Annotated in this window: 11 protein-coding genes; 10 read left to right on the forward strand and 1 reads right to left on the reverse strand. The window is 43.9% G+C overall.

What is annotated here, in order from left to right:
• Positions 1-38 precede the first annotated feature (38 nt).
• The 3 genes from ABID99_RS28135 (at position 39) to radA (ending at position 4,858) form a co-directional block, all read left to right on the forward strand.
• Entirely contained in the window at positions 39-1,064 is a 1,026-nt protein-coding gene (locus ABID99_RS28135) for a hypothetical protein (RefSeq protein WP_373615814.1), read from the forward strand.
• Positions 994-3,279: a hypothetical protein gene (locus ABID99_RS28140; protein ID WP_373615815.1), complete on the forward strand. Its 2,286-nt coding sequence runs from the start codon at positions 994-996 to the stop codon at positions 3,277-3,279. Before ABID99_RS28135 ends, ABID99_RS28140 begins: the two co-directional genes overlap by 71 nt.
• 103 nt (positions 3,280-3,382) lie before the next feature.
• Entirely contained in the window at positions 3,383-4,858 is a 1,476-nt protein-coding gene (radA, locus tag ABID99_RS28145) for a DNA repair protein RadA (protein WP_373615816.1), read from the forward strand.
• A 102-nt stretch (positions 4,859-4,960) separates the two neighbouring features.
• On the opposite strand, the gene ABID99_RS28150 is transcribed toward radA, so the two are convergent.
• Positions 4,961-5,242: a hypothetical protein gene (locus ABID99_RS28150; protein WP_090534662.1), complete on the reverse strand. Its 282-nt coding sequence runs from the start codon at positions 5,240-5,242 to the stop codon at positions 4,961-4,963.
• A 258-nt stretch (positions 5,243-5,500) separates the two neighbouring features.
• Between ABID99_RS28150 and ABID99_RS28155 the strand changes: the two genes are divergently transcribed.
• The 7 genes from ABID99_RS28155 (at position 5,501) to ABID99_RS28185 (ending at position 13,516) form a co-directional block, all read left to right on the forward strand.
• A complete protein-coding gene (locus tag ABID99_RS28155; RefSeq protein WP_373615817.1) occupies positions 5,501-7,375 on the forward strand; it encodes a M61 family metallopeptidase in 1,875 nt (624 codons plus the stop codon).
• A gap of 2 nt (positions 7,376-7,377) precedes the next feature.
• Positions 7,378-8,685: a M20/M25/M40 family metallo-hydrolase gene (locus ABID99_RS28160; RefSeq protein WP_176628787.1), complete on the forward strand. Its 1,308-nt coding sequence runs from the start codon at positions 7,378-7,380 to the stop codon at positions 8,683-8,685.
• A 201-nt stretch (positions 8,686-8,886) separates the two neighbouring features.
• Positions 8,887-9,417: an AAA family ATPase gene (locus tag ABID99_RS28165; RefSeq protein WP_373615818.1), complete on the forward strand. Its 531-nt coding sequence runs from the start codon at positions 8,887-8,889 to the stop codon at positions 9,415-9,417.
• Positions 9,418-9,890: 473 nt separating this feature from the next.
• Positions 9,891-10,451, forward strand: coding sequence for an RNA polymerase sigma factor (locus ABID99_RS28170; RefSeq protein WP_091175659.1), 561 nt, complete (start codon positions 9,891-9,893; stop codon positions 10,449-10,451).
• Positions 10,448-11,023: a hypothetical protein gene (locus tag ABID99_RS28175; RefSeq protein WP_373615819.1), complete on the forward strand. Its 576-nt coding sequence runs from the start codon at positions 10,448-10,450 to the stop codon at positions 11,021-11,023. Before ABID99_RS28170 ends, ABID99_RS28175 begins: the two co-directional genes overlap by 4 nt.
• Entirely contained in the window at positions 11,004-12,464 is a 1,461-nt protein-coding gene (locus tag ABID99_RS28180) for a hypothetical protein (protein ID WP_188834688.1), read from the forward strand. The genes ABID99_RS28175 and ABID99_RS28180 overlap by 20 nt, the downstream gene beginning before the upstream one ends.
• A gap of 122 nt (positions 12,465-12,586) precedes the next feature.
• Positions 12,587-13,516: a helix-turn-helix domain-containing protein gene (locus tag ABID99_RS28185; RefSeq protein WP_373615820.1), complete on the forward strand. Its 930-nt coding sequence runs from the start codon at positions 12,587-12,589 to the stop codon at positions 13,514-13,516.
• Positions 13,517-13,598: the final 82 nt, after the last annotated feature.

A 13,598-nucleotide genomic window follows, 5' to 3' on the forward strand; every position in this document is an offset into this window, starting at 1 on the left:
CCGTACTTTACTCCGATAAAATAGTCTGCTGTTTCAATATGTTTAAATCTCTTGGTTGGCTTACAGTTATAGTTTTGCTATCTACATTAACCTCCTGTAAAAAACCCGGCAATGCCTCAACTGCATTCTATTACTGGAAAACCGGCTTCAAGCTCAACGAACAACAAGCCGGCTTATTAAAACAAACCGGCAATAATGTCTATATCCGTTTTTTTGATGTAAGCTGGAATGATCAGGAACAACGTTCATACCCGAATGCCGTTGTGCAACTCAATGAGCTCCCGGCGGGCTTAAATATTACCCCGGTTATCTACATCACCAACAAAACCTTTGAAAACACTGCCGATACCGCTGTTGCTGCCCTTGCCGGCCATTGCAATAAACTAATAAATGAGCTGTCCGCAGAAAAGAAGATCAGCTATACCAAAGTACAGGTCGACTGCGACTGGTCATTAAGTACCCGGGACAAATACTTCAGCTTCCTTAAAGCATTTAAAAAGCTTAACCAAAAACGGCTGGAGGCTACCATCAGGCTGCACCAGGTTAAATTTAAAGAGCGTACAGGTATACCACCCGTTGATGCAGGCGTGCTGATGTTTTACAACATGGGCAAGCTCAACGCCGATCTGCAGCAGCCTAATTCAATTTACAATGAAGATGATGCCGGTAAGTATATCGTTTACTTGGGCAGCTATCCCCTGAAGCTGGATATCGCCTTGCCTTTATTTTCCTGGGCTATTCATATCAGGGAGGGCCGGGTGATCCAGGTATATGGAAAAATAGGGCGAAGGCAACTTTCCGATCAGGCTCATTTTGAACCAATTGAAGGGCAGGCAAATTACAGGGCCAAAACAAGCTTTTTTCTGGATGGAATTTATATCAAACAAAATGATATTTTTAAACTTGAAGAAACGGACGAGAATACTTTAACTACCGCCGCAGGGCAAATAACGGAACATCTACCTAAACAAAAAAATACAACCATCATCTACTATGAACTGGCCAACATCGACCTTTCAAAATTTAACCAGGAAACCCTTACGCAAATTTCTGCTCGTTTTTAGCCTATGCACGCTGGCCATAGCCGGAGTGATCTGGGCCTGTGCCGACTCGTACGAGGAAGAATATTCAGTTTTCACTCCCGAATATTTTGTCAACAAGCAATACTCCCCCTTCTTTTACACGGGTAACGAGGTTTACTATGGCTTAGGCTATGCCGATGGGAGCAACAGCTGGTATAACGATATTATTGTTGACGAATGGTACGATCATTTTAACCGTCAATTCAGCAAAGCCTCACTGCAGTACCTGCTTATTAAAGCCAGTGCCGGCGCTGTTGATTCCATTTCCCGTAAATCAGCAGGCGCGCTCAAAGTATTGCCCGCTAAATACCCGGTTATGAGCACCGGTACTGTATCGGCAAAAATGCTCAAAGCTTTTTATAGCTACCTTAAGCTGGCCAAAATAAGTGAGGTTTATTCGGTAAACGATCAATATTATTCGTGGGATAAGGTAAAGCCCAATCATTCGCCGGTAAAGCTGGCTTCAACGCTGATTAGTGCCTTCGATGCCGAAACAGATCCTTTTATCAAGGAGCGTTTATGGTTTCAAGCCGTTCGTTATTATTACTTCCTGGATAATTCGTCGTCGGCAATAACTGTTAGCTTGTTTAATCAGTTCAAAGATCATTTTCCTAAAAACCTCATTTACTACCGTACAATGGGCTATGTAGCCGGATATTATTACAGGCAAAAAAACTACGCCCTATCAAACTACCTGTACAGCCTTTGTTATGATTACACTTATAAATTAAAGATCCCGAGCTTCTGGAGCTTCCACCCGCAAAATGAAAGTGATTGGAATGCCACACTCAGGCTTGCCAAAACGCCGGAAGAGAAAATAACCCTGTGGCATATGATGGGGGTACAATATGATGCCGCAAGGGCTATAAAAACTATCGCGGCCATCAACCCAAAATCCGAAAAGCTGGACCTGCTGCTAAGCCGTCTCATCAATATCAGAGAAGCCGGAACAGGGAATGGCAAGCCTGCTGATTCGGTAAAAAGGGCCGATGACAACGGCAAACGCCTCGTGGAGAGCATCGCCCTTAAAAATAATACAGCCAAGCCTTACTATTGGAACCTCGCGGCAGGGTACCTTAACTTTTTGGATAGCAACTACACCGCAGCCGGTAAGTTTTACGCTACAGCAAAAAGCCAGTTCCCTGCCGGTGACAAAATGATTGTAGCACAGGGCAAGTTGCTCGACCTGATGTTATATATCAAAAACCTTAAAAAAATGGATGCCGCTGCGGAGGCAAAATTAACGGAGCCTCTTAACTGGCTTGCCAACCTGCGCGATAGTAAGATTAAGATCAAAGACCTGCGGTTTGATAATGCCATTTCGGTTTGTAACCTTGCCATATCGCAGCTTTATAAAAAGCAAGGCAACCTAATCAAGGAGGTATGCTTTAACAACAATGCACAGAATTTTTATGCGGATAGCGCAAGGGTGCAACACATGATAGATCTGTTAAATAAACCGGATAAAACTGCTTTTGAACAAACGATGTTGCGTTATTATCCTATAACCCTTAACAATTTATATTACCATCAAGCTATCACATTGGCTTATCAGCAAAAATTACCGGAAGCTATTGCCCGGCTTAAAAAAATGAAGCCCGAAGATTTTGTGCTTGCCGGCAACCCTTTTGCCGGCAGGTTAGTTGATTGTCATGATTGTGACCATGCGGCTATGAAGATGAAAAAGTTTACACCATTAGCCTTTTTAGAAACGTTATATACAATGGATACCGATATTAAAAACGGGAAAAATATTTATCGTAATGCTTTTTCTGTTGCTAATGCCTATTATAACATTACCTATTATGGTAACGCGAGGCTGTTTTATGAGGGGGATGTAGTTGCATCGGGCCCTACCGGTCGTTATTATTATGAGGGAGAAGAAAGGATGGATGATAAGCTAACCTCCATGCGTACAGCTATCAGGTATTATGAACTGGCACGGAAAAACGCCGCGACTGACGAGCAACGTGCCCTTTGTACATTTATGCTGAGCAAATGCGCGCTGAATGAAATCTACAATGACCCAAACTTTAAAGGTGCCGACAAGTTTGCCGATATAAAAGCCAGTCAGCCTGTTACCGGCGCGTATTACAATTATTTTGCCGAGCTGAAAGAAAAATATAATAAAACGGCCTACTATAAAGAAGTGCTGAAGGAGTGTGGCTATTTCAGGATCTATGCAGATAAGAAGTAAAGGTAATTGAGTAGTATTTGTCAATGTGTTTTGCTAATTAATTTAGTAAAAATCAAAATAATCTGCATATTTGCACATCTGTAATCTGCACATCTGATTAATAATGGCCAAATCCAAGATCGCGTATTTTTGTCAAAGCTGTGGCTTTGAATCGCCCAAGTGGCTGGGTAAATGCCCGTCATGCCAGCAATGGAACACTTTTGTTGAGGAGGTGATTGAAAAAGGCAACGCTGCGGTACCTGCCTGGAAGCCTGCATCAACCAGTCAGCAGCGGGCCAATAAACCCGTGCCCGTAACGGAGATCACTTATACCGAAGAGCACCGTATGCCAACTCCCGATAAAGAGTTTAACCGCGTTTTGGGAGGAGGGATAGTGCCCGGTTCACTGGTATTGATAGGTGGAGAGCCGGGCATAGGCAAATCAACCCTGATGCTGCAGCTTGCGCTCAATATGCCAAACCAAAAAGTTTTGTATGTATCGGGCGAGGAAAGTGAAAGACAGATAAAAATGCGGGCCGAAAGGTTAATCACGCCCCCCCCGCCCCCTGAAGGGGATGCCAACAGCGGCAACTATACAGGGCTAAGCGGAATGGTAGCTCCCCCTTTAGGGGGCGGGGGGGGTTGCTATGTTTTGGTGGAAACATCCACCCAAAACATATTTAAACAGATAGAATCATTAGAGCCGGATATGGTGGTGATCGACTCGATCCAAACCCTGCATTCGGCACATATTGAATCAACTCCCGGCAGTGTATCGCAGGTTAGGGAATGTACCGCCGAATTGCTTCGCTTCGCCAAAGAGACTTCGACGCCGGTATTTTTAATTGGTCATATTACCAAAGACGGTATGATTGCCGGTCCGAAGATACTGGAGCACATGGTTGATACCGTGCTGCAGTTTGAGGGCGACAGGCACCACGTTTACCGCATATTGCGTACCATCAAAAACCGTTTCGGCTCGGCATCAGAGCTGGGTATTTACGAAATGATGGGTGAAGGATTGAGGGAAGTGTCCAATCCGTCGGAGATCCTGCTTTCGCACCGGGAAACACCATTGAGCGGCATCACTATTTCGGCTACTTTAGAAGGTATGCGACCGATGCTGATTGAAACCCAGGCCTTGGTTAGTGCGTCGGCTTATGGAATGCCGCAACGTACAGCTACAGGCTTCGATACCAAACGTATGAGCATGTTGTTGGCTGTATTGGAAAAACGCTGCGGTTTCAGGTTGGGTGCAAAAGATGTATTCCTGAATATTACCGGTGGCATCAGGGTTGAGGACCCGGCTATTGACCTTGGTTTGGCGGCGGCCATTATATCATCGCATGAGGATATGCCCATTCCGTTCAAAACCTGCTTTGCTGGGGAGCTCGGTCTCTCTGGTGAGATTAGGGCGGTGAACCGTGTTGAGCAGCGCATTGCCGAAGCGCAGAAACTTGGCTTTAACCAGATCTTTATCTCTAAATACAACCTCCCTGCCAGCGGTCAGGATAAAAAGCGGATGGATCTGTCACGCTATGCTATCGACATTAAGATTGTGAGCAGTATTGAAGAGGTTTTTAGCTTATTGTTTGGATAGGGCCGGAAGCTTAAAGCCGAACGCCCAAAGCGAAAAGCGATTAACTTGCTTCCTGCTATTCCTACTTTAAGCTTTAAGCATTCCGTTTTTAGCTTTTTTTGCCTAAAATTTCAGGTTTAATTTAAGCCAGTTCTGCACATCTTCCTGGCTGGAGATTTCGGCCGGTAGCTTATCGTGGATCAGTTTTTCCATTTTATTGCCGGTGTTGGCAAAACGATAATCCCATATCATCATTAACTTGTTGATCAGGTATACCATTTCGTTCCCTTCATTTTTATTGAACGCAGTATGATCGGGCCTGCCATTTACACGTGGATCATTCGGGATGTAAGTAGTCCATTGGTAATCGGTGTAGTATAGATTTCTTTTTGAAAAAAGGATCATAAGCCGGCAAATTTCTTTAAATGTACATATAATAAAATGAATGCGACCGGATTAAGCCTTTTTAAATGGGGTTTAGGGGTTCTTTACGCTAACGCTTTTTAAACCTGCCACAATTAACATGTAGAAGTGAGCGAAAAAAAAATCATTTTATCCGCCTGCTGATTGCATTACCTATTTTAAGAACGATTTTCTGCATAATAATATTGATATTATTTTTTCGTGATTTAATAGTAATTTCAGCGCAGATAATTTAAGTTGATGAAAAAATTACTACTCTTTACCGCCGCCTCGGTACTTGCGTGCAGTGCTATGGCACAGCAGGAACCACAAAAAGCAATTTACTATTCCATATCATTTCCAAACGCGGCCCATCACGAGGCTGAGATAAGCATGACCATTCCGCAGGCACCATCAGGGGCTTTCAGGGTACGGATGAGCCGCTCATCTGCCGGTCGTTATGCAACCCATGAGTTTGGTAAAAATATTTATAACGTTAAAGCTACCGATGTTGAAGGTAAGGAGCTGCCTTTAACCCAAATTGAAGGCGATGTTTACGAAGTGGGAGAACACCCGGCAGCGGTGAAAGTGAGCTATACACTTTTTGGCAACTGGACCGATGGCACTTATGCTTCTATCGATCCGAGCCATGCCCACCTGAATATGCCCGCCACGTTTATGTGGGTGGTAGGGCAGGATAAACGCCCCCTTACCTTTGAGTTTAACGACATTGATAAATACGGCTGGAAAGTAGCTTCACAACTTAAGCATGAAGGCTCAAATGTGTACAGCGCACCCAATCTGCAATATATGATGGATAGCCCTACCGAACTGTCCAATTACAACGTTAGCAGTTGGGAAGTAGTAAATACCGATGGTAAGAAAGAAAAAATAAACCTGACCATGCACTCAGACGATAGCCAGGGTGTGATTGATAACTTCGGCAAGATGATCCAGAAGCTGGTGTTGGAAGAAAAAGCCGTATTTGGCGAACTGCCCACTTATGATTTTGGCGAGTACACTTTTGTTAGCGATGTAAATCCTGCTGTATCAGGCGACGGTATGGAACATCGTAACTCCACTTCTATAACTATCCCGGCACCCAAGGTTGAAGGATTTGAAAATAACCTCATGGGTGTTTATGCACATGAATACTTCCATAGCTGGAATGTAAAACGCATCCGTCCAAAATCATTGGAGCCTTTTAACTTTGAACATGCCAACATGAGCAGCGAGCTTTGGTTTGCCGAAGGTTTTACGCAATATTATGGCGAATTATTACTTGCCCGCGCCGGCTTTGTAACGGTTGATGATTATACCAAAACCATTGCCGGTTTGGTAAACCAGATCTTAAACACACCTGCCGCTGCCAAATATTCGGCCGCCCAAATGAGCCGCTATTCGGTTTTTGCCGATGCCGGTGTATCTATAGATCCTAACAACAACGTTAACGATTTTACCAGTTATTACACTTATGGCGGCGCCATTGCATTAGCGCTCGACCTTCGCCTCCGCAGCGACTTTAACATGACGCTTGATGACTACATGCGTGCTGTTTGGCTTACACGCGGTAAAGTAATGAAACCGTATACCATCCCTGATCTGCAAACCGATTTAGGTAAAGTAACCAATAACCCTAAGTTTGCGGCCGATTTCTTTAAGCGTTACATCAACGGAACCGACAAAAACAATTACGAAGAACTATTGGCTAAAGCAGGCCTGGTATTGCGTAAAGTACAACCGGGCAAAGGCTGGGCTGGTCCGCTGGCAGTTACGCCGGGCCGTGGCCGCGCCGGGCAGGTACGTGCTGCTGATGCCGAAGGCTTGCCAATATTGTCGAGCACGACTATAGGTACCCCGGTTTACAAAGCAGGCATCGATGCGGGTGATGTGATCCTGAAAGTTGATGGAAAAGATATTAAAGATCAGAAAGGGTTTAGTGATGCCATCGCCGATAAAAAGCCGGGCGATAAGATCATAGTAAACTATAAAAACCGGACCGGTGCCCATGAAACCACTATCACACTTGAGGAAAACCCCAACTTTGAAGTGGTAACCTTTGAAAAGGCAGGCAAGCAACTGAGCAAAGAACAGGAAACTTTCCGTAACAACTGGCTGCAATCAAAAGTCAAATAACTATGAAAAAGATCTCGATAATAACAGCGGCATTGTTAAGCGTTTCGGCTTATGGTTTTGCACAGGATGTAAATAAACTGATCAGTAAAGATGATGTGACCCGCATCATTAAAACCCTGTCTGCCGATGATATGCAGGGCAGAGCCACTTTTACGCCGGGCATTGAAAAGGCCGCTACATTTATTGAAGGCGAATATAAAAAGGCCGGTCTTAAACCTATGGCAGGCAATACCGGTTACCGTCAAAACTTTACGATGGTACGGTCGACCCCTGTTAGCTTGACTGTAAGCATCAATGGTAAGGCTATAGCTGCAGACAGCGCGTTTGCAAGCAGTACGGATTCGTTTAAATGGGCAAGCGATAAAGATGTACAGGTAGTTACCGTTGGTGCGGATAAAAATTTCAGGACCGAGTACCGGGCAGCTTCACAAAGCGGCAAAAAAACACTTTTGCTGATCGACCCTAAATTTAAAGACTTGTTTAGCCGGGTTAAGTCGTACCTGGGGACAGGCAGCACAAATTTTAAAGGCACAGTAAAGCAGCCCCTGGTATTTGTATTGGGCAAGTTCGATAACACAGCATCGTTTGATGTTAACTGTGATATCAAAAATGAAGAATTGCCACTGTTTAATGTTGCCGGTATCCTCCCCGGGAAAACCAAACCGAATGAATATGTGGTATTTTCGGGACACTATGACCACTTAGGGATTATCAAACCTGATAAACCCGGCGTAACAGACAGCATTGCCAATGGCGCGGATGATGACGCTTCAGGCACAACCGCTGTATTGAGCCTGGCTAAATACTATAAAAAGCTCAACAATAATGCCCGTACGCTTATTTTCGTAGCCTTTACTGCCGAAGAAATTGGCGAATACGGGTCGCAGTATTTTGCCAAACAAATAGATGCAGATAAGGTAGTTGCCATGTTCAACATCGAAATGATTGGTAAGGCATCTAAATTTGGCACTAACTCGGCATTTATTACCGGGTTTGAAAGATCTGATTTTGGCAAGATCCTGCAGAAGAACCTGAAAGGCACAGCCTTTAAGTTTTACCCGGACCCTTACCCGGACCAGGACCTGTTTTACAGAAGTGATAACGCGTCGCTGGCCGAAGTTGGCGTACCGGCCCACACCATCTCAACCGACCAGATCGATATTGACAAATTATACCATACTGTTGGCGATGAATTTAGTTCGCTGGATGTGAATAATATCACTTCGACCATCCGCGCGATAGCCCTAAGCTCGCGCACTATAGTTTCGGGCCAGGATACACCAACAAGGGTTCCGAAGAAAACGGAGTAGAGGAGAGATTAGAGGTAGTCTGGTTTCGATAAAATAACTAAGCCATCGCTAAACGCGAAGGCCTTGTGCGATTCCCCTCTTGAGAGGGGTGGAGGGGTGGAGGGGTGTGTTTCTCTTCGCGCGAAGAACACACCCCTGCGGCCGCACCATCCACCGCGCCCCGTCCCATGAGGGGATTTTTATTTAATGTAATTTTACCTCATGAACAAAATACTCAAAATAGCAGTTGTAGGCCCCGAATCAACAGGTAAATCTACCATGTCTGAATATTTGGCGGCGCATTACAATACTCTGGCTGTACCCGAGTATTCGCGCGAGTATTGTGCAAACCTTAAGGGCGATTGTACCTGGCAGGATGAGGTGAATATGTTTCATGGCCAGCTGGCGCTCGAAAAAAAACTGCTGCCGCAGGCTAACGGGATCCTGATTTGTGATACCACTTTTTTAACAGTAAAGATCTGGAGCGAGGAAATGTTTGGCAGCGCCCCACAGGAGGTGCTTGACGAATTGCCCCACCATCCTTATGATTTTTATTTACTGCTGGATATCGATCTGCCCTGGCAGGATGATCCCTTGCGCAATTTCCCAACCAAGCGCGCATATTTCATGAACGTTTGGCACCGCGAACTTCAGGCGCTCAACGCCCGGTATGTAGTAATATCAGGCCTTGGGCAGGATAGGTATGATAATGCGGTGAAAGCGGTGGATGAATATCTGAACCTTGATTTTTGAGATTAAGGGATTGCCGGATGATGTGCGGATGATGTTTAAAAAAGCCTTATTGCGAGGAACCGCCATGTGAAATCCTGAAAAAAAAATGATAACGTGTACAATATATTTTAGCGATGTTGTGCGGTGGCCGCGTTAGTGATAGGAGCGGATACCAGCCTTGTGACTAACGCCTGTGCAGTATGAGCGCATAGCACGGGCCGCAGGCAACGCCCAATATTATAGAGTTGATTTTTAAAATATATTTAATAATCAATAACTTATGAGTGCATCATTAGGAACGAAGCAATGACACGTCTTGATTATGCTGTTTTATCAAACTATTTTGTCAGGCATTTTTCAGGCGGACCTGCTTATCTAAACCCATCTCAACTTAAAACTGTCAAAAAAATTATTCCTTATTAAAAAAATATTTTTCACATACGTGCAACGTTGCAAAATGCCTTGCGTCTATTAACCTGAAGCCGGTCACGAATTTGGAAGCAATATATATTGATAAACATTACAACCTGGTAATTGAGTGCAAACAGGGGAGCAAAAAAGCCTGTTATGAGCTTTACCGATTGTATTCGAAAGCTATGCTGAACGTGGCCTTTCGGATAGTGGGCGATATTGCCGAAGCAGAAGATGTGCTGCAGGAAGCTTTTGTGGATGCCTTTGCCAAGCTGAAGGATTTTAGGCAGGATACCACATTTGGCCTCTGGCTTAAGCAGATTGTTGTGAACCGGTCGATCAACCTGCTGCGCAAACGAAAGCTGGAACTGGTTGAGCTGGAAGATGGCCATCTTGAAAATATTGCCGATGACGAGAGCTGGGACGATGAAGACCTGCAGTACCAGGTTGCCAGGGTAAAAGAAGGCATGAACCAGTTGCCCGATGGCTATCGCGTGGTGATATCATTATATCTGCTTGAAGGGTATGACCACGAAGAAATAGGTCAAATATTGAATATATCAGAAAACACATCAAGAACCCAGTTTTTGAGAGCTAAAAGAAAGTTAATTGAAATTTTAAACAGGAAAGGACAAGTATCATGAGCAAGCGATTTGAAGATTTCATGCACGACAATAACGAGGAATTTAACGAAATAGAACCATCGGCAGATTTGTGGGGTAAAATTGAGGCACAGCTCAATTTTTTGGACCAGGAGCAGGAACAACCAAAAAAGCGGGAAGCAAAGACTTTTTCGCTGGGCTTCGTGCTAAAAGTGGCCGCATCGGTGATCATTGTAATGGGCATAGGCTTCGGCATATATATACAAAGCCAAAAAGGCACAAAAGGCGTTGACCTTGCCGCTATTAACCCCGAGTACGCACAACAGCAGGTGCGCTATGCATCGCTTGTTGAAACCAAGCTTACCGAACTTAAATCAGCATCTAAAAATGATCCTCAGCTATACAAGGAGTTCAGCGCCGAGATAGCCAAGATGGATTCCACCTATAAAAAACTAAACAGTGATTTAGCCACCAGCCCTAACCAGGAACGTGTTTTACGTGCAATGATCCGGAACCTGCAAATACAAACCGAGGTGCTAACTCAGCAATTAAATGTAATTGAACAGTTTAACCAGATGAAAAAGGAACAAAATAATGAAACCAAAAATATTTAGTCCGGCCCTGCTTATGCTTATCGGCTTATTAGCCATAAGTACAGCAAACTTTGCACAGGTAAGTCCTGCAGCCCCGCCTGCGCCGGCAATGCCAAAATTGCCTCCTACACCGCCTCCCGCCGCTGAATTGAACGGGGATGGCTGGACTTCGGTAACCGACAGCAAGGAATATCAGCAAAAAATGAAGGAGCTGAACGCCAAAATGCGCGAACTGCAAAAGGAAATGAGCAACCTGCGCGTGCAGCAGCAAAAGCAATTGCATTTTAGAATGCAAAATATGCTGAAGCTGAACAAACAGCTTGCTTTTAAGTTTAAGGATAGCCTTAAACTTAAAAAGCTCGACACGCTAAAATTTAAAATGAAGTTTAAAGGATTTGACAGCTTGAAGTTTGCCGATAAATTTGAGATGCTTAGTCCTAATATAAACTTCGGCTTTAAAAACTTCGACCAAAACTTTAGCTATAGTTATGATGGTGATGAGAGTTATGAAAAACGGTTGCAAAACGGGGACATAGTTGAGAAAACCAAAAGCTACAGCAAAAGCTATAATATTGATGGCAACGATGTGATTAACATTGATAACAAATTTGGCAAGATCACGGTAATTACCTGGGCTAAAAGTGAGGTTAAGGTTGATGTACAGATTAAGGTTGGGGCCAATGATGAAGATAAAGCACAAAAACTGCTTGATAACGTAACTATCAGGGATAGCAAAGATGGTTCGGGGGTATCGTTCAAAACTTACATCAATCAAAACGATGATGATAACGGCAGCTGGAGCAACCTGTTTGGTAAGAAAAACTCTGTGCGTAAAATGGAGATCAATTATACCGTTTACATGCCCGCCAAAAATCCGCTTACCATTAACAACAAATATGGCAGTACCGAGTTGCCCGACCTGAGCGGTAAACTCAATATCAATAACTCATATGGCAGCCTTAGCGCCAAATCCTTAAGCAACCCAGCTTGCCAGATCAGGGTTAAATATGGCAGTGCAACTATCGGCAACCTTACCGGCAGCGATTTGGATGTAGCCTATGGCAGCCTTAATCTTGGTGATTGTGATAAACTCAATGCTGATGTAAGCTACGGCTCGGCCAAAATTGGCCGTATTACTACTTCGGGTAATATCAACGTTAAATTCAGTGGGGCGTTAAAGATTGAAGAGGTTGATAAAAATGTGAAAAATCTTTCGGTTAATTCATCATATTCAAGTGTAAAACTGGGAGTGAGCGACGGCCAGAATGCTGATTTTGATATCACTGTTCACTACGGTAGCTTTAACTATAGCGGCCATGATGTTAACATCACCAGTAAAACCCCTGCCGACGGTGAACGTGGCTATAGTCCGACAAAAACCTACAAAGGTCATTTAGGTAAAGGTGGTAGTGATAAAACCATTACCATCAGTACCAGTTACGGCAGCGTAAGTTTTGATTAAAAATGTATTAGATGTACAATAGAAAACGGCGTATCGTAACTGATGCGCCGTTTTTTTATTGATTCGCCTGCGTCTTGCAAATCTCCCGTATCCCTCATAGCTTTGGAGTAAACATCTCACCCATGCACCAGGATAGTGAAAAACAGATCTTTAATACCCTTTATGATCAATACAAGCACCTGGGCTTACCACTTGAGCTGATAAAACATACCGATTTTACGGTTTTTAACCTGAAAGATATTAATCAGCCGATGCCGTTTAAATCGCCCTTGAGCAGGCTTAACTTTTTTGTTTTTGCCTTCATTAAAGATGGGAGTGGTGATTATACCATTGATGAGCAAAATCATAAGCTGCAGCCGCGAGCTATTTACTTTACCAATCCGGGCCATTTCCGTTCGTTTAACTGGGAGCGTATTGGCGATGTATACCTGTTTACGCTGAGCGAATCGTTTTTGAAGGAAAACGTACACGCCAATATTTTTGATGAGTTTCCTTTTCTGCTGGCCGAAACATTTCCGGCCCGCGTGCTTACGCCCGAAGTTTTTGAAGAGTTTGATATTTTATACCATCAAATTCTGAAAGAGTATAATTCAGATAGCCCATATCGTTACCGGATCATCGGTAACCTGTTTGTGGTGGTGCTGTTAAAATTCAAAGAATATTTCTGGAAAGATTATAACCCGATATATGAAGGCAACCGGAGCTCGGAAATTGTAAAAAACTTTAAACGCCTGCTTGAAAAACATTACCGCGACCTGAGCAATGGTACAGCTGAACAGGCTTTCCGGGTGCAGGACTACGCCGACGCGCAAAGCCTTCATCCCAACTACCTGAGTAACGTTATCAAAATAAAAACGGGCAAAACCATCAGCACCTGGATTGCCGAAAAAACTATAGCTGAGGCCAAGGCCCTGTTGCAGAACTCGAAACTCTCCATTAAAGAAATTGCATATCGCCTGGGTTTTTCTGAAGCTACCCATTTCAGCAATTATTTTAAAAAGCATACGGATATGTCGCCGGTGTTGTTCAGGAAGGAGCATGCGGGGATATAGCTAATATCACCGGGAATTCCTGTTTTTATAATCTCATCAGAACAGGTTGTTTTTGTAGAGAAGCATAATTGCATCTTCCATA

Source organism: Mucilaginibacter sp. OAE612 (genome assembly GCF_041806395.1).
Lineage (GTDB): Bacteria > Bacteroidota > Bacteroidia > Sphingobacteriales > Sphingobacteriaceae > Mucilaginibacter > Mucilaginibacter rubeus.